The 17653-nt window shown below is 45.0% G+C and carries 15 protein-coding genes; 10 read left to right on the top strand and 5 right to left on the bottom strand.

Going from position 1 to position 17653, the window contains the following annotated elements; genetic code table 11:
- Positions 1-161 precede the first annotated feature (161 nt).
- Both cobA and ABDW16_RS17850 read left to right on the top strand, forming a co-directional pair.
- Entirely contained in the window at positions 162-926 is a 765-nt protein-coding gene (cobA, locus tag ABDW16_RS17855; RefSeq protein WP_343671595.1) for a uroporphyrinogen-III C-methyltransferase, read from the top strand.
- Complete coding sequence (locus ABDW16_RS17850) at positions 910-1602, top strand: Crp/Fnr family transcriptional regulator (protein WP_343671593.1); 693 nt, start codon at positions 910-912, stop codon at positions 1600-1602. The genes cobA and ABDW16_RS17850 overlap by 17 nt, the downstream gene beginning before the upstream one ends.
- Here ABDW16_RS17850 and ABDW16_RS17845 read toward each other — a convergent pair.
- From ABDW16_RS17845 to ABDW16_RS17830, 4 genes are all read right to left on the bottom strand, one after another.
- Positions 1594-2220, bottom strand: coding sequence for a response regulator transcription factor (locus tag ABDW16_RS17845; protein WP_343671591.1), 627 nt, complete (start codon positions 2218-2220; stop codon positions 1594-1596). The genes ABDW16_RS17850 and ABDW16_RS17845 overlap by 9 nt on opposite strands.
- Positions 2217-4262 carry an ATP-binding protein gene (locus ABDW16_RS17840; RefSeq protein ID WP_343671589.1) on the bottom strand — a complete coding sequence of 682 codons (2046 nt, stop codon included), beginning with the start codon at positions 4260-4262 and terminating at the stop codon, positions 2217-2219. Before ABDW16_RS17840 ends, ABDW16_RS17845 begins: the two co-directional genes overlap by 4 nt.
- A gap of 363 nt (positions 4263-4625) precedes the next feature.
- Positions 4626-5051, bottom strand: a complete 426-nt coding sequence (locus ABDW16_RS17835; protein ID WP_343671587.1) for a DUF983 domain-containing protein — start codon at positions 5049-5051, stop codon at positions 4626-4628.
- Between the two features lies 1 nt (position 5052).
- Positions 5053-5937 carry a helix-turn-helix transcriptional regulator gene (locus ABDW16_RS17830; RefSeq protein WP_343671585.1) on the bottom strand — a complete coding sequence of 295 codons (885 nt, stop codon included), beginning with the start codon at positions 5935-5937 and terminating at the stop codon, positions 5053-5055.
- Between the two features lie 216 nt (positions 5938-6153).
- On the opposite strand from ABDW16_RS17830, the gene ABDW16_RS17825 reads away from it, so the two are divergent.
- The 3 genes from ABDW16_RS17825 to ABDW16_RS17815 all read left to right on the top strand — a co-directional run bounded on the left by ABDW16_RS17825 (position 6154) and on the right by ABDW16_RS17815 (position 10747).
- Positions 6154-9378, top strand: a complete 3225-nt coding sequence (locus ABDW16_RS17825; protein WP_343671583.1) for an AsmA-like C-terminal region-containing protein — start codon at positions 6154-6156, stop codon at positions 9376-9378.
- 17 nt (positions 9379-9395) lie between these two features.
- A complete protein-coding gene (locus ABDW16_RS17820) occupies positions 9396-10109 on the top strand; it encodes a ThuA domain-containing protein (protein ID WP_343671581.1) in 714 nt (237 codons plus the stop codon).
- Between the two features lie 65 nt (positions 10110-10174).
- On the top strand, positions 10175-10747 hold the full coding sequence (locus ABDW16_RS17815) for a GNAT family N-acetyltransferase (protein ID WP_343671579.1): 573 nt from the start codon (positions 10175-10177) through the stop codon (positions 10745-10747).
- A 25-nt stretch (positions 10748-10772) separates the two neighbouring features.
- Here ABDW16_RS17815 and ABDW16_RS17810 read toward each other — a convergent pair whose 3' ends face one another.
- On the bottom strand, positions 10773-11816 hold the full coding sequence (locus ABDW16_RS17810) for a hypothetical protein (RefSeq protein WP_343671577.1): 1044 nt from the start codon (positions 11814-11816) through the stop codon (positions 10773-10775).
- A 587-nt stretch (positions 11817-12403) separates the two neighbouring features.
- Here ABDW16_RS17810 and ABDW16_RS17805 point away from each other — a divergent pair.
- Genes ABDW16_RS17805 through ABDW16_RS17785 form a run of 5 tightly spaced genes read left to right on the top strand, consistent with a single transcriptional unit; the run spans position 12404 to position 17632 of the window.
- Positions 12404-13630, top strand: a complete 1227-nt coding sequence (locus tag ABDW16_RS17805; protein WP_343671575.1) for an aminotransferase class I/II-fold pyridoxal phosphate-dependent enzyme — start codon at positions 12404-12406, stop codon at positions 13628-13630.
- Between the two features lie 27 nt (positions 13631-13657).
- The gene (locus ABDW16_RS17800) at positions 13658-14836 is read left to right on the top strand and encodes a hypothetical protein (RefSeq protein ID WP_343671574.1); all 1179 of its coding nucleotides are present in this window, start codon (positions 13658-13660) and stop codon (positions 14834-14836) included.
- Complete coding sequence (locus ABDW16_RS17795; RefSeq protein ID WP_343671572.1) at positions 14833-15816, top strand: NAD(P)-dependent oxidoreductase; 984 nt, start codon at positions 14833-14835, stop codon at positions 15814-15816. The genes ABDW16_RS17800 and ABDW16_RS17795 overlap by 4 nt, the downstream gene beginning before the upstream one ends.
- A 41-nt stretch (positions 15817-15857) precedes the next feature.
- Entirely contained in the window at positions 15858-17183 is a 1326-nt protein-coding gene (locus tag ABDW16_RS17790; protein ID WP_343671570.1) for an inositol-3-phosphate synthase, read from the top strand.
- Positions 17180-17632 (top strand): phosphatidylglycerophosphatase A, encoded by a 453-nt coding sequence (locus tag ABDW16_RS17785; RefSeq protein ID WP_343671569.1) that lies wholly within the window; start codon positions 17180-17182, stop codon positions 17630-17632. The genes ABDW16_RS17790 and ABDW16_RS17785 overlap by 4 nt, the downstream gene beginning before the upstream one ends.
- Positions 17633-17653: the final 21 nt, after the last annotated feature.

The following is a 17653-nucleotide window of genomic DNA, read 5'->3' as shown; positions in this document are numbered from 1 at the left end:
ATTTATTACGAAATAGTTAATATGATAGCTTTTCTTTGGCTTGACTCTAAAATTCTTCCTTTTTGTATGACTTGCATCATGAAATTACAAAGAATGAATGTAATTTTATAGTAGTTTGGATGATTTGTATCACATAATTTTATTTTTAATATATTGGAGGTATGGCATATTTATCCCTGGTAGGTGCTGGTCCGGGCGATCCGGAACTGATTACGCTAAAGGCAGTAAATGTTTTAAAACAGGCAGATGTAATATTATATGATGCGTTGGTAAACGAGGCATTGCTGAGTTATGCCAAGCCGGGAGCGGTGCTGAAGTTTGTAGGTAAACGGTATGGGTGCCATTCTTTGTCTCAGCAGGAGATCAACCACCTGATAGTAGAGTATGCCTTCAGTCATGGGCATGTGGTAAGACTAAAGGGGGGAGATCCTTTTGTATTTGGTCGTGCAGGGGAGGAGATTGCGGCAGCTAATGCAGCGGGTATACCGGTGCAGGTGATTCCGGGTATTTCAAGTGCCCTGGCAGCGGCGGAGTCACAGATGATTCCACTGACCAGCAGGGGGGTAACAGAAAGCTTCTGGGTAACGACCGGAACCACACTGACCGGCGATATATCAGGAGATATTGAATTGGCGGCACGTTCTACTGCTACTGTTATTATATTAATGGCCATGAGCCGGTTGGAAGCAATCATGGAGATCTTTTCCAAATATGGTAAGCGGGATCTGCCGGTGGCTATTATCCAGGAAGCTACTACAGGCAGGGACAAAATGGTAGTGGGTACAGTAAAGGATATCTATTATAAAGCACAACATGAAGGATTGGCAAATCCTGCTGTGATAGTAGTTGGAGAAGTAGTACGTTTGCGTAATATCGCTGCCGAAGTGCAGGCGATGATTAAAAAGAAGAATGATGAAGAAAGATAAATCAGGTTGCGATATTGCCACCTGCATGATATGCCGGCTTTGTGTTCCCGAATGGAAACCGGCTATTAAGGCACACAAACAAACCTATACTATCAAAAAAGGCGGATTATTATTTAAGGAGGGCGAACCTGTGCAGGGCATTTACTTTTTGTATAGTGGTTCTGTAAAGGTGCATAAGCACTGGGGGGAAGAGAAGGAACTGATTGTCCGTTTTGCCCGCAAGGGAGACATTGTAGGTCACCGTGGGGTAGGCATGACCCAGTTTTACCCCGTATCGGCTACCGCCCTGGAAGCTGTGGAAGTTTGTTTTATTCCCATTGATTTTTTCCAGACCACACTGAAAGTCAACCATGAATTCCTTTATGCCATGATGCTCTTTTATGCCGCTGAGTTGCAGGAATCGGAACAGAAGATGCGGAACCTGGTGAATATGCCGGTAAAGGGGAGAATTGCCTATGCCTTGTTATTATTATCAGAGAAGTTTGGGCAGGATGCAGAGGGAAATATAGACCTGATACTAAGCAGGCAGGACCTGGCTTCTTACATAGGTACGACGTATGAAACGGCATTCAGGGTGATGAGTGAACTGATACAGGAGCAGGCCATCGCTGTATCCGGCAAGAGCATAGCCGTGACAGATACAGCGAAGCTGCAGGTATATTCCCAATTACAATAATTTGTATTCAGCAGCGAGTTTTACAACCGAAGTCGTATTGTTCACACCAAATTTTTCCATCAGGTTCTTACGATGGCTTTCTACTGTATGGGTACTGATAAATAATTGTTCTGCTATCTGAATAGTGGTGAGGCCCTTGCCTATGAGCTGGAGAATTTCCTTTTCACGGCGGGTAATACGGGGAATGGCTTTGAGCAGGTCCTGGTCGGCGCTTTTCAGTGCTTCGCGGGTGCTGGTACAAAGGTATTCTTCTCCATCCATCACGGTATTGATGGCTTTAATGATTTCATTGCCCAGCGCATTTTTCAACACATATCCACTGGCCCCGTTCTGGAGCATGCTGTGAATTACAGGTTGCTCATCGTGCACGCTGAGGGCGATGATCTTGATATCCTCGTATTTCTTTTTGATTTCAGTGGTCAGGTTTATACCACTTACATCCGGAAGGTTTACATCCATGAGGATGACATCCGGATGAACCTTTTCTTCCAGGGCCTGTAGTACGCTTTTTCCATTGCCATAATCCCCGATTACATCAATGGTCAGGTCAGTACGCAGTATGTTCTTCAGTCCTTCCACCATAATGGGGTGGTCTTCGACAACTATAACCTTTATCATGCATCATTTTTTTCGCTTGTTGCACATTCGATTGTGATGGTGGTTCCTGTTCCTATTTCTGATTGAATTTCCATTTTTCCACCGAGGAAGTCTACACGGGCCTGGATATTGGCGAGGCCGGCGCCTTTTAGTTTATTTCCCTGCGTGGTATCAAAGCCTGCGCCATCATCTTCTATTGTGAGGAAGATAGTGTTGCCGGTTTGCTGGAGGAGTACGAGGATCTGGGAGGCATTGGCATGTTTGATGGCATTGTTCACCAGTTCCTGCATAATTCTGTACAGTACTACCTGGCGGGTATGTTTCATACTATCTGTATGGAAATTGTATACCTGGCATACGATATTATTAACGCCGGTCTTTTTGAGTCCACGGCAGTATTCTACGGTTGCTTCGCCCAGCCCATATTTGATCAGGATTTCAGGCATCATGCTGCGGGCTATGCGGCGCAGTTCATCCATGGCACCGTCCAGTCGCTGGAGCGTATTGTTTACCTTGGTATGCTTGATCTCAATATCATCTATGGTAGGAATAGTAGATAGCTCAAGTTTGATACCAGATAATAATCCCCCCAATCCATCGTGGAGATCCCGGGCCAGGCGGGTTCGTTCCTGTTCCTGGCCTTCGAGCATGGCGCTCAACAGGGAGATGTGGTGTTCCTGGCGGATGCGGTCTACTTCGAACTGGTGCAGTTGTTCCTGTTGTGCAAGGAGTTTGCGGCCATTGCGGTAGAAGAGATAACTCAAGCCAGCTACCACCAGGAGCGAGATCATTATTACGATCATCAGGGAAATTAACAACCTGTTTTTTTGCAGGGCAAATTCCTGTCTTTCGTTTTCATGTTGCAGTTGCAGAATGCGTCTTTCCTTTTCGGAAGTCTGGAACTGGGTTTCCAGTTCATGCAGTTTGGCAGTTACTTCCTGCTCCTGCATACTATCGGAAAGGGTGATATATTCTCTCAGGAACCGGTAGCCCTGATCAGCATTACTTTGTTTGTAAGCGATATCGGCCATGAGGTCCAGCGCCGGCATATGCAGGGGGTAATCCCTGAGGGAGGAGGCCAGTGTGGTATATTCATTCATGAAAGACATGGCTATATCGTACTGGCCAAGGCGGTTATGGAGTTTGGCCAGGGAGTAGAGGTTCTGACAGATGGTGGGATTGTCCTGGTAGCGACGGGCAATGGACAATCCACTGTTGAACATGGTGGTAGCATGAACATACATCTGGTGTTTCTGATCCAGCTGCCCCTGGTAGTCGAACCAGGAAGCCCAGAGGATGGAAGAGTCACCAGGCATGGAATCCAGTTTTTGCCGGGCGTCTGTAAGGTGTTGTTGCATCTGCGCCAGACTATCCAGGTAAAACATACAGCTGGACAGGTTCAGGTGGCGGCTGATGATATCTTCTGTAAATGCCGCAGCGTCGGCGTAGGTATCCAGGCTCTTATTATAATAAGTAGTGGCAGTTTTGTATTGGGCCTTATTAAAGAAGATGTCACCCAGGCTCTGGTAGGTGGCACCCAGTATTTTGGGTTCATTGAGTTGTTCGAGTATGGGGATGGCTTTCAGGAATTCTTCTACCTGGAGTTGGGTATAGCCTTTGTCGCCCATGACCATGGCGAGATTGATCCGTGTCATGGCCATGAGCTTGCGGCTTTCCCTGGCAGTGTCCTTTTTGAGGGCCTCTTTGGCCAGGATCAGGTACTTTTCCGCTTCCTGGGGGTCGTGGTACGTGCGGTACCATTCGCCCAGGGCAAGATGAGCACTGGCGATTCCGAGCTTGTTGTCCCGTTTTTCTTCCAGTTTAAGTGCCTGTTGTATGTAAGAGAAGGCTAAAGCGCTGTCGGTGGTCTGCAATTTTTTTGCAAGCCGGAGGAATAATTCTACCCTGGATGCTTCGTCGGGTACCCGACGGATAGCACTCTGAAGGCTATCCAGGTAGGTCGGTTTGGACCTGGAGCAGCTGGTGATAAATACGCTGTTGGCAATTAACAGCATGATAATGAGTATGCTTAGTACCCGCCTGTAAGTAAATAATGTTCCCATCCGGATGGAAATATATAAAATATTTTATAAATATAGCTAATTGGTTGAGATTATTGGATTTAGATTGTTTTTAATATGATCAGGTAAGAAAACCCCTGTTTTCCGGGATTTTTTTCAGGGAGAACAGGTACTACTTTTGTGATGTCGAAAGGGAAATGTGAAAACGAAATACGCCGAAAGGCTACAACAATGACGATATACTAATCAAAAATATTCACGAGGCCATAGATTTTATTGAACAAACCCCAGAGATGACAAGGCAGCGGGATTCGTACACCCGCTGCCTGTATTTAAATAATAAACGATCTTCACCTTATATTTATTGTTTCGATATTCTGAGCTGACCTAAGGACCTGAACCACGTTAGTGGTGATAGTGTCCTGTTTTCAATGCAGGGTTATACCTGACAAAGAATGCCAGCCAGATAGTTCTGGATATACGCATGATAGGTGGCTGAAGCAGGATCAGCAGCACGGCATTGACACCAATCCACCAGAAAATTCTGTTATCATAGAGTGAGAAACCCAGGAGTACCCACCAGGCAACAAAGGTGGCCACACTGATGGCTACGGTGAGGGCATAGCTTACATAACCGGTACCAAAATAGAAACCGATTTCCCTTTGCAGATCTTCTCCACATACAGGGCATTTTTCGTTCATTTCTGTAAAGTGCTTCAGATCATATGCATTATCTGTCTTGAAGAGTTTCCCTGTCCGGCAGGCAGGGCACCTGTTTTTTAAGATACCAAGGAGGAAGTTGGGCCGTTTTTCGATTTTTTCTGCACACATATTATTGAGTAATGAATTTCTTTCTGAATTCTTCGGGAGTAATTCCCTCGTAATTTCTGAAGAAACGGGTGAAGTATGAGTTGTCTTTAAAGTTGAGGTCATAGGCGATTTCCAGTATGCTCATGTCTGCATTGGTTAGCAGGCGTTTAGCTTCCAGAAGGATTCTGTCGCGAATGACATCGCCGGCTGTTTTGCCCAGCAGCTCCCTGCACAATGCATTGAGATGGTTGGGCGTTATGTACAGCAGCGTGGCATAGTCTTTAGGCAGCCTTTTGGTACGAAAGTATTGATTGATCAGCTGTTGGAAGTTGCGGAGCTGCATGGAAGTATGTCCTGTCAGGGTAGTGGTTCCCGGTCTGGTGGTATGTCGCTCTACGGTGACAAAGAGCTCCAGCAGCCGCAGGCAGATCATATCCATATTGAGCAGGGGATGCTGGTTAGCTTCCCGCAGCAGTTTTTCGAACAGTTCGGTTACTTCAGCATGAATATATCCCGGCAACTGGCAAACGGATAGCTGGCTGTTGCCACTGAAGAAACTGAACTGGTCCAGGTAATTTGGATTGAGCAGGAAGGAACGGAAGAAGTCGGCGGCGAAATGAACAATATATCCGTCGGTACGGCTTGTAAAGTCCCAGCTGTGTACCTGGCCTGGTGTCATGAAATAGATCTGGAAGGGCTGCACATCGAATCTGACAAAGTCTATGGTGTGGGATCCGCTACCTTTGGTGAACATCACCAGGTGATAGAAGGCATGACGGTGAGGATGGTGCCTTGCCTGGTAGTGTTTGTCGAGGTAACCGGCGAAGTCTTCTACCATGAGCTGCAGGGGTTGCCCGTTTTTGTCTATGGTGCATACATCGTAGACCGGTATTGTAGCGCGAGCCATTGTGCGATTGTAATTAATTGTACAAAATTACCGGAATTTGCAGGTATGTGATGGTGAAATAAGGGGGTATTATGGTACTTTTTACTGATTCGGTAACTAATAGGGGTTCAGGACCCTGGCAGGCGTCTTATATACATATAAAATATTTTTATTTTATATGGTTCTGGTTAATTTTGCGAAATTATATAAGTCTCAACCTACATCATTTAGAAGAAGATGAAGACACGGAAACGTATTTTTCGTATCCTGTATATCGTATTAGGGTCTATGCTGGCATTATTAGGGATCGCCTCTCTTATTCTGTACACTCAGCAGGAACGATTGACACAAATGGCACTGAAGGAGCTGAATAAGCAGTTGCCGGGTGACCTCGTAGTGGGCGGCAGCAATATTGCCCCATTTGAAAACTTTCCTTACGTATCTATTGGACTGCAGAATGTAACATTTTATGCCGATAAGCAGCATACAGGCAAACCTTTGTACCAGGTAGAAAAGTTGTTTGTAGGATTTAGTCTGCCGGATATTATCCGCCAGCAATACAATGTAAAGGTGTTGGCCGTGAAAAATGGTTACCTGCACCTTGTAAAAGAGAAAAACGGTACGATCGATATCGTGGAAGCCAATCGCATCAAATCTGATCCTGCTACTGCCACCGGTGGTGAATCGGCGCCTATGCAGCTGGATATTAAGAAGATCATCCTGAGAAACCTGGATATCTCGTATACCGACAAGGTAATGGGGTCGCATGTGGCTACGCATATTGATAAGATCAAAACGGCATTCAAAATGGATGGCGATCTGATCGATGCAGCTATGGAAGGTAAACAGATAATAGATTATACCACTCCATCAGATACTGTGCTGTTCCGGCATAAAAATATTGAGACTGACCTGAAGCTCACTTATGACAGCAAAAAGCAGTTGCTGAATCTGCCTGTGGGCAAACTAAAGCTGGAGCAGGCACGCTTTAATGTGACCGGTTCCCTGGATATGTCTAATGGTAACCTGGTAGACGTAAAGCTGGAAGGAGACAAGCCGGATATCAACCTGTTATTGTCTTTCGCACCGGCGAGCGTGACCGAACAGCTGAATCATTTTAAATACGATGGCCGGATTTCTTTCAAAGGTATGATGAAGGGAAAACTGGGTGATGGCCAGATGCCTTTTATCTCAGTGAACTTCGGTTGTGAGAATGCTTACTTCCTGAACCCCGACGCCAATAAGAAAGTAGACAGTCTGAGTTTTAAAGGATATTATACCAACGGTGCGGAGCATTCGCTCAGGACCTCTGAGCTGCACATTCTGAATATGAGTGCACTGCCTGATAAAGGTGTGTTCAAAGGCAACTTTGTAATGCGTGACTTCACCGATCCAAAGATTGTGATGCAGGTAAATTCAGAACTGGAACTGGAATTCATCGGCGCCTTCCTGGGTATTAAAGACCTGCAGAAGGTAACAGGGCACATCAGCCTGAACATGAACTTCAAGGAGCTGGTAGATATGCAGCTGCCGGAAGCTTCGCTGGGTAAACTGAAAGAAGGTATCCAGAGTGAACTGACCGTAAGCAACCTGACCTTCCGGATTCCTGGGTATCCGCATATGGTACGCAATATGAACCTGCATGCGAACATGAAGAATGGAATGGTGACCCTGGATAGTCTTGCCCTGCGGGTAGGACAATCTGATGTGATGCTGAGTGGTTCCCTGAGTGACCTGCCTGCGGTGTTCCATAAGCACCAGCAGCCGGTAAAGGTAACACTGAATGTGCATAGTAATAAGGTGCTGATGAGCGATGTGCTGGCATTTGATTCAGCTAAAGCAGGAAAGGCAAAAGAAGAGATCAATGGGTTTAACATCGCCCTGTCGCTGGAAACTTCAGTGAACCAGTTACTGCACCCGTCTCCATTGCCGAAAGGTACTTTCAGGATGGAGAAACTGAATGCCGCATTTAAATATTATCCGCATGCTTTTCATGATTTTGGTACAGAAGTATCCATCAATGATACCGCGTTGCTGATGCGTAATTTTGGTGGATTAATTGATAGTACGGACCTGAAGCTGAGTGCGAGAGTGATTAACTACCAGTTGTGGTTTGAGAATGTAAAAAGGGGAAAAACACAGGTTGCATTTGACCTGAAGTCACAGCATCTGGCTATGAATGACCTGTTGGGAAAGATCAGCAAAACATATATACCAAAAGATTATCAGCATGAAGTAGGCAGCAATATCTGGCTGCGTGCCAAGTGTGATATGAGGTACGATTCTATCTTTAAATTTGCGAAACTGCACATTGCGAATATATCCGGATCATTGAAAGTACATCCGATTGAACTGGAGAAGATCAATGGTACGATCATGTATGGTAATAACCGTTTTGTGCGTGTAGATACGCTGACAGGAAAGATTGGTAACAGTGACTTTGACATCAGTGGCAGACTGTTTTTAGGAAAGGATACCACACAGCGAAAGAAGCCGAATTTCTTCACATTCAAATCTCAGAAACTGGATGTGGATCAGCTGACGAATTACAAGTTCTCTGGTGTGGAGGAGGAAGACGATAAGCCGCTGGTAGCGCCTACGGCTGTAAGAAATACGGTAACGGATTCTATACATAAGAGTGCGTTTAACATTTTCAATGTACCGTTTACAGATATTACAGTGAATGCGGAAGTAGGAAAGGTGAAGTACCATCATTTGTGGATAAAGAACTTTACGACAAAGATGCGGATGCAGAGTAATCACCATCTGTATATTGACACCCTGGGAATGAATATTGCAGAGGGCACAATCGGGATGAGGGGCCATTTTGACGGATCTGATCCGGCTAAGATTATGTTCAGGAGCAGGACCCGTTTCAATGATGTGAATATCGAGAAGATGATGTTGAAGCTGGACTACTTTGGACAGGATTATGTGATTAATAAGAATGTGAAGGGAAGATTGTTTGGTCAGGTAAGGTGCCGTGTGCTGATGCATCCGGATCTGACACCCCGGCTAGAAGACTCGGAGGCTACGCTGGATGTGGATATCAGGAATGGTAGCCTGGTGAACTTTAGTCCAATGCAGGCGATGGCGAGTTATTTTAAAGACAAGAACCTGAACAAGATTAACTTTGATACGTTGAAGAATAAGCTGACCCTGAAGAATGGAGTACTGGATATTCCGAAAATGAATATCAACTCATCCCTTGGGTTTATAGAAATATCAGGTAAGCAGGGGTTGGATTTTAATATGGAATATTACCTGAGGGTGCCGATGAAGATTGTGACGAGTGCCGGATGGCAGGGCTTATTTGGCAGGAAGAAAGAAGAGGTGGATCCGGACCAGGAAGATGCGATTGAGTATAGGGATAAGAACAAGACTGTCCGGTTTATGAATATTAAAGTGACAGGTACGCCAGATAAGTTTAAGGTAGGGTTAGGGAAAGCGAAAAAAGCTTAATTATGATAAAGTCAATCATGATACTTCTAATTTGTTGCAGTACAGTGCAGGCACAGCGATTTCATGTGCTTGCACTGGCTGAGAATGGGGGGCATCATATTGCTTATAGTCAAAGGGCGAAAGCGTGGCTGAATCAGCAGGCGAAAGACAGCAATTTTGTGGTTGATTATATTGAGAATACAGATAAGATTGATGCGTCGTTTTTAGCAAAGTACCAATTGTTTATTCAACTGGATTATGCCCCTTATGCCTGGAAGCTGGCAGCAGCGAAGGCATTTGAAGAATATATCAATAATGGCAAAGGGGGGTGGATTGGTTTTCATCATGCTACATTATTAGGAGAATTTGATGGGTATCCCATGTGGAACTGGTTTCATCAATTTATGGGGAAGATCAGGTGGAAGGATTATATCCCTGACTTTGCGGATGGGGAAGTGGTAGTGGAGGATGGTAAGCATCCTGTGATGTGTGGAGTGGCTGATTCATTTTTAGTGAAGAAAGAAGAGTGGTATAGTTATGACAGAAGTCCGCGACCGGATGTGCATGTATTGGCACATGTAAAAGAGGGTGCCCGTATTGTTGGTGATCACCCGGTGATTTGGACCAATCCGTATGTGAAAGCGCGCAATGTATATATATTTATGGGGCATGCCCCTGAATTATTTGATAATCCCACATATGTGTTGTTATTCAGGAATGCTATTAGCTGGGCAGCTGGTTCCGGAAAATAAATTCCATTTTTGAGCAAGGGATGATTTTGAATTGTTATAGCTTGCTGTTTTTAACCCATTCCGCTATGACGCAACAATTACCCGCTTTTTTAAGTGCTGATGAAAGCTCGTCTTTTACCTCCGGTGAGTTTTATTTACGGCCGCTGGTGCTGGATACTGATATTCCTTTGATCCATGATTGGGTGAACAGGGAGTATGCAGTTTACTGGCAATTACAGAATAGTACGGTGGAGACAGTTCGTAAAATGTATGCGGACCTGATTGCTTTGCCGCATGTACAGCCATTTCTGGGGTTTTATAATGACAAACCTGCTTTCCTGGTGGAGTTTTACAAGGCGCAGGAAGATAGGATAGGGGAGTATTATGATGCGCTGCCCGGGGATTATGGTTTTCATATCCTGATGGCGCCCGTGGAGAAACGGATTCCGGATTTTACTTTCAGGGTATTCCAGGTGATTATGACATTTTTATTTAGTGATGCGAGGGTGGAAAGGTTAATAGTGGAACCGGATGCGAGGAATGAGAAGATACATGTGTTGAATAAGAGAGCGGGGTTTGAGTACCAGGGGTTGGTGGAGCTGCCGGAGAAAACGGCGCATCTGGCATTTTGTAAGCGAAAAGACCAGGCAGTTTCCTGAGGGAAACTGCCTGTGAAAAAGTATATTAGTTCCTGGTAGCGCGGCCACCGCGGCCTCCACCATTATTATTGGAAGTTCTGTTACCACCACCGTTTCCGCCGGATTGTCTGTTACCGCCACCGTTATAGGTTCTGCCCGGAGTATAGTTACCACCATTACTAACCCTGCCAGGGGTGTAATTACGACCACCGTTGTTAATTCTGCCGGGGGTATAGTTACCATTAGTTCTGCCTGGAGTATAGCCGCCTCTGCCACCGCCATAATTCTGACGGGTATCCGGACGATTTACACGGGTGTTACGATAGTTATTCACAACTACCCTGTTCCGCTGAATTACGGTTACAGAGGTCATGCGGGTAGGTCTGTACATGACACGTGCAGGCTGTATTCTGCGTGTTGGCACTACTACGTAGCGGGTGTTGTAATGTACGCAGTAAGGACGGTATTGGTAATAAGGCATTGGACGCCATGGACGCCACCATACCGGGTGAGCTACCCAGGTAAATGGAGAAACCCATACTACATAGGCCGGAGCATATACAAAGCGTACACATGGCCAGAACCATACATTTACAATGATACCCTCAGGGCTTGAAACAGATGGCCCGTGGCTGGCCGGGCTGTAATTAAAGGCATTGTCTGCTTCCGGTAATGGTTCTGCAATGGTAGACTCACCATAAATATCCGCATCTCCTTCTATCTGGATTACGGCATTGTCTTCGGCCGTTTTCTCGAGGGAGATCACTGCTATGTCCTGACTTTCGCTGGAAGAAACCAGGGCCTGCAATACAAAGATCTGTACATCATCCTGTTTTTTTCCTGTAACACGTATATAATCAATCTGTCCGTCTCCATTAAGGTCGAGGTTATTGACCTTATTATCCTGTGTGTTTAATAATTTTTCGAATTCTTCGGGTGATCCTGCTTTTTTAAATAAATCCAAAGCTCCCTGTAAACTAAAATTGTCCCCGGGCAAACCGGTAGAATCTGCTTCCTGGTCCTGTGCGCTGGTGGAAACTGCTATAGAAAAACAGAGGAGCAGTGCAGAAATGGTTTTTGAAAGGTTCATACGATGGTATTTAGATCGTTAGGGAAGTTAAATTACAAATAGTTTAATTATATTATATAAAAACTGTGCCAATTAGACGGGTCCGGTCTTTTTGAAGTATAACTAGTTGATAATTAAGTATAAAGTTGTTGAACGTATAAATAATTTTTGTTTGTCTATCTGATTGTAATTCTTGATGATTTAGATTTTTTTTTGATTTTAATTCAATTTTTTTCCTAATTTGGTGCCGTCAATCATAGGATCCGGGCTATCGGATCATGCTACTTAAACCGCAACTCGCATACTGTTTTTTGGGCCACCAAATTAGGACATTGTTTGAAAAATGATAATCACCATTTTGTTTTCAAACATACTTAATATTTAAAACCGTTTACGATTTTTCGTGAACAGTGCTTAAACCGCAACTCGCATACTGCTTTTGGACCTTTTTTTTAACGCTGCATTCAGTGGTGTGATGCTGGCTTTTCAGCCTGTTATCACGGGAATTAAATACTGTCAATTATGATCTGAAATAGGTGCAGGTCATAAAACATAGTATCTGAAATTGCACAGGTATTGTGTTACAACAACCGAATTAGAGCAAAAAGATGAGTAAAATGTTACGTGCGAAGATGGCGGGATTAGCCAGAGTAAACAGTGCAAAAGAAAGGGGGATTTATCCCTACTTCCGGCCAATCTCTTCCGGTCAGGACACTGAAGTGGAAATTGATGGCAATAAAGTACTGATGTTTGGATCAAATTCCTATCTCGGGCTGACAAACCATCCTCAGGTAATAGCTGCTGCTATTAAGGCTACAGAAAAATACGGAACCGGTTGTGCGGGGTCCCGTTTTCTGAATGGAACACTGGATTTACATCTGGAGTTAGAAGCGAGGCTGGCAAAGTTTGTGGGCAAAGAAAATGCGATCGTATTCAGCACTGGTTTTCAAGCCAACCTGGGTGCCTTGTCAAGTCTGACAGGCCGCAATGATTACATCCTTCTGGATGAACTGGATCATGCTTCCATTATTGATGGCAGCCGTTTATCCTTTTCCAAGGTAGTCAAGTTCAAACACAATGATATGGATGATCTCGAAGCCAAGCTACAGGGATTACCATCATCATCTGTACGCCTGATTGCTGTGGATGGGGTTTTTAGTATGGAAGGTGATATTGCCAGACTGCCTGATATCGTTTCCCTGGCAGATGCCTATGGTGCGAATATCATGGTGGACGATGCACATGGTCTGGGTGTATTAGGTATCAATGGTACAGGTACGGCTTCTCATTTTGGTCTGACTGACAAGGTAGACGTGATCATGGGTACTTTCAGCAAGTCCTTTGCCTCCCTGGGTGGTTTTATTGCTGCTGACAATACTATTATCGAATACCTGAAACACACTGCCCGCGCCCTGATTTTCAGTGCAAGCATGACCCCGGCTGCTGTGGCAAGTGTACTGGCTACGCTGGACATAATTGAATCAGAACCTGATCATATCAAAAGATTGTGGGACAATACCGATCATGCCCGTAAACTGCTGAGAGAAGCTGGTTTTGACACAGGTGAAGTATCTGAAACCCCGGTGATTCCAATTTATATCCGCAATGAAGAGGGGGTATTCAGCATTACCAAAAGATTGCAGGAATATGGGGTATTCGTGAACCCTGTGGTGCCGCCTGCTGTACCTCCCGATGCTACATTGATCCGCTTTTCCCTGATGGCGACACACACTTTCAGCCAGATTGAAACCGCCGTAGAAAAGTTAATCAAAGCATTCAAAGAAGAAGGCATTCCTTTAAAAGAAAAACATAATGGAAACATCGTGCTGCAATAACGCCTGTAACAATTAAAGCAAATAATAATGGACACTATACAGACACCTTCCGTTTCCACCACAACCACTGTAGTCAGAGGAAGCGCACCCGTTATTGAACAGGTGAGCACTAAACAGCAAATGAAATTATTCATTGACTTCCCGCATGATCTATACAGCAATGATCCCTTATATGTGCCCGAGTTGTTTATTGCACAACGCGACCTTTTGACTCCGGGCAAGCATCCATTCCACGAACATTCACAAATACAACTGTTTCTCGCTTTACGTGACAAAAAAGTAGTAGGCCGTATAGCCGCTATCAACAACCGTAATCACAACGCGTTTAATGGCACCAATGATGGTTGCTTCGGATTTTTCGAATGTATTCCTGATGTGACAGTGAGCAATGCGCTGTTCAATGCAGCAGCAGAGTGGTTAAAAAAGCAGGGATTATCCACCATCATAGGGCCATTGAATTTCTCTACTAATGAAACCTGTGGTTTACTGATCGAAGGATTTGACAGTGCACCGGTAGTGATGATGCCTTACAATCCGCCTTATTATATAGAGCTGATGAAGGCAGCTGAGCTGGAAGAAAATGTGACACTGATTGCATGGCAGGTGACTGCCGAGGCAGTGGAAGACAAACCGCTGCGTATGATGCAGATGCTGGAAAACAGGCTCGCTCAGCGAAACATCACCGTGCGCACAGTAAACATGAAGAAGTTCGACGAAGAGGTAGTGAAGATCAGAGAAATATATAATAAAGCGTGGGATAAGAATCTTGGATTTGTTCCCATGACGGACAATGAATTCGCGTATCTGGCAAAGGACCTGAAATTAATATTGGACCCTGATTTATGCATCGTGGCAGAGAAGGATGGACAGGCAATCGGTTTTGCCCTCTGTATTCCTGACCTGAACCAGGTGCTGATCAAGATCCGCAGAGGACGATTATTGCCCACAGGCCTCTTCAAACTACTGTTGGGCAAGGGTAAGATTAAAGGGGTACGTGTATTGGCGCTGGGTGTACTGGAGCCATTCCGCAAGCTGGGTGTGGAAGCCGTATTCTATGGCCGGATCATCAGGGATTGCCGCAAAAAAGGTATCAATGTGGCAGAAGCCTCCTGGATACTGGAACACAATGACCTGATGAACAGTGCAATCAAGGCTGTAAACGGAGTGCCATACAAGCGATATAGGATTTATGAGAAAGCGATATGAGTAAAAAGGTATTGATTACAGGTGCAAGTGGATTTCTGGGTTTCCATTTAATCGAGGCTGCGTTGGCAGCGGGAATGGAAGTGCACGCAGGAGTAAGGCCCTCCAGTAATGTTGAGCATTTACAACATCTGGAGATCTCTTTCGTGAACCTGGATTTTCGCAACGTACCTGCCATGGCAGCCTTGCTACAGGAACAGCAATACAGTGACATTATTCATGCTGCTGGCGCCACCCGGGCCAAAAATGAAGCGGTTTTCAACGAGGTCAATGCTACGTATACTGAAAACCTCCTGCAGGCAATCGTACAATCCCGTATTGCACTGAACAGGTTTGTGCATTTCAGTAGCCTGGCAGCAGTAGGGCCAAAGGCTTATGAGGCAAAATGGCCGGAGCAGGATGAATTATCGCCTGCCCCAGTGACGCTGTATGGTAAGAGTAAGCTACTGGCAGAACGAATCCTGAAGCAATATGCACAGATTCCCTGGGTAGTATTGCGCCCTACGGCCATCTATGGGCCACGGGACAAGGACCTGTTCGTGTTGTTTAAAACATATGGTTGGCGATTGGAGCCGTATATGGGAAAAGGCCCCCAGCAGTTAAGTTTTGTCTATGTGAAAGATGTGGCACAGGCTGCCATTCGCGCGCTCAATGGACAGATTATACATACCTGTTATGATGTTTCTGATGGGAATAGTTATGATCGATATGCACTGGCCAAAGTGACGAAACGATTGTTAGGCATCAGGACACTACGTATTCACATGCCATTAACATTGATCCGGTGGATAGCTGGAATAGCTGAGGCAACAAGTAAGGGCATGCCGTTGTTAAATAGGGACCGGTTAAATGAGCTGACTGCCCAAAACTGGAACTGTAGCATAATACGTATACAAAAGGAACTTGGATACCGACCTGACTTCACTCTTGAGGAAGGAATGAGGGAAACCCTGGATTGGTATACCGGGAACCATTGGTTATAACAAACGTTCACTAATTGAAAAACAAAGAGGCAAAAAAGAAAATGAAACATCAAATTAAAGAAGCAAAAGGAAAGCTGGGAGTCCTGATGCCAGGCCTTGGCGCAGTAGCGACCACTTTCATAGCAGGGGTGTTATCTGTTACCAAGGGCTTTTCCAAGCCAATCGGATCGGTATCACAAATGGGACATATCCGTTTAGGTAAGAGAACGGACAACAGAAATCCATTGATTAAAGACTTTGTTCCCCTGGCTAAGCTGGAAGATATTGTATTCGGCGGTTGGGACGTTTATGAGGATAACGTGTATACAGCAGCGGTAAAAGCTGAAGTACTTGATAGGTTTCAAATTGAAGCAATTAAACCTGAGCTGGAAGCCATCGTTCCGATGAAGGCAGCTTTTGACAAAAACTTTGTTAAAAATCTGGATGGCACACATGTAAAGGATTTCAAGACGCGTTATGACCTGGCGCAGATGGTTATGGAAGATATTAAAACCTTCCAGGAGAAAAATAACTGTGATCGTGTAGTACTGGTATGGTGTGGTTCTACTGAAATTTATCATGAGGCGGCAGACGTACACAGTTCCCTGGCAGCATTTGAGCAGGGATTGAAAGACAATGATGCCAGAATCGCTCCCAGTATGATCTATGCCTATGCGGCACTGAAGCTGGGTGTACCTTTTGCCAACGGTGCGCCTAACCTGACCTGCGATATTCCGGCATTGGTAGAGCTGGCTCACCAGACCAAAACCCCGATTGCAGGTAAGGATTTCAAAACCGGTCAGACCCTGATGAAAACAATTCTGGCTCCGGGTCTGCAGGCGAGAGCCCTGGGTATGGAAGGCTGGTTCAGCACAAATATCCTCGGAAACCGCGATGGATGGGTATTAGACGATCCAGATAACTTCAAAACGAAGGAAGTTTCCAAGCTTGGCGTTTTAGAAGATATTTTAAGTCCGGAAGAATATCCTGATCTTTACGGTGACCTTTACCACAAAATCCGTATTAACTATTATCCGCCGCGCAAGGATAATAAGGAAAGCTGGGATAACATTGACATCTTTGGCTGGTTAGGCTATAAAATGCAGATTAAAGTAAACTTCCTGTGCCGTGATTCAATTTTAGCTGCACCGATCGTACTGGACCTCGCATTATTTATTGACTTTGCTAAGCGTGCTGGCATGAGCGGCATACAGGAATGGCTTTCATTCTACCTGAAGTCGCCTCAAACAGCTCCTGGCTTACGTCCTGAACATGATATTTTCAAACAGCTTATCAAGCTGCAGAATACCCTGCGCTACCTGATGGGTGAAGATCTGATCACCCATCTGGGACTGGACTATTACGAAGGAATTTTTGATACTGAATGATAAGAATACACAAATTAATCGCCACCAGCCTTGGCATTGGCTACATTGGCAAGGGCGGAGGAACGGTTGCAGCAGCAGTCGCCGCTCTGGTCTGGTACCTTGTATTGGCTGGTGGCCATCCTAACAACGTCTGGACTTTGCTGTTTACAGTGGCAATCACTTTGTTAGGTATCTGGTCTGGTACGGAAGTAGAACCATATTGGGGCAAAGACGACAAGAAAGTAGTAATAGATGAAGTAGCCGGCATGTTCGTAAGTGTGCTGTTTGTGCCTGTCACTCCGGCATATATGTTGGCCGGTTTAATATTATTTCGTTTTTTTGATATAGTAAAACCTTTATATATCAGGCGCACAGAGGCACTTCCGGGAGGATTAGGGGTAATGATGGACGACATTGTAGCCGGAATCTATTCCAATTTATTGTTGCAACTGGTAATACATTTGATTTAGTGTTATTGGGTACGCGTTTTG

The sequence above is a fragment of the Chitinophaga sp. genome (genome assembly GCF_039596135.1).
Classification (GTDB): Bacteria; Bacteroidota; Bacteroidia; order Chitinophagales; family Chitinophagaceae; genus Chitinophaga.
This window is presented reverse-complemented; position numbering and strand designations above follow the sequence as displayed.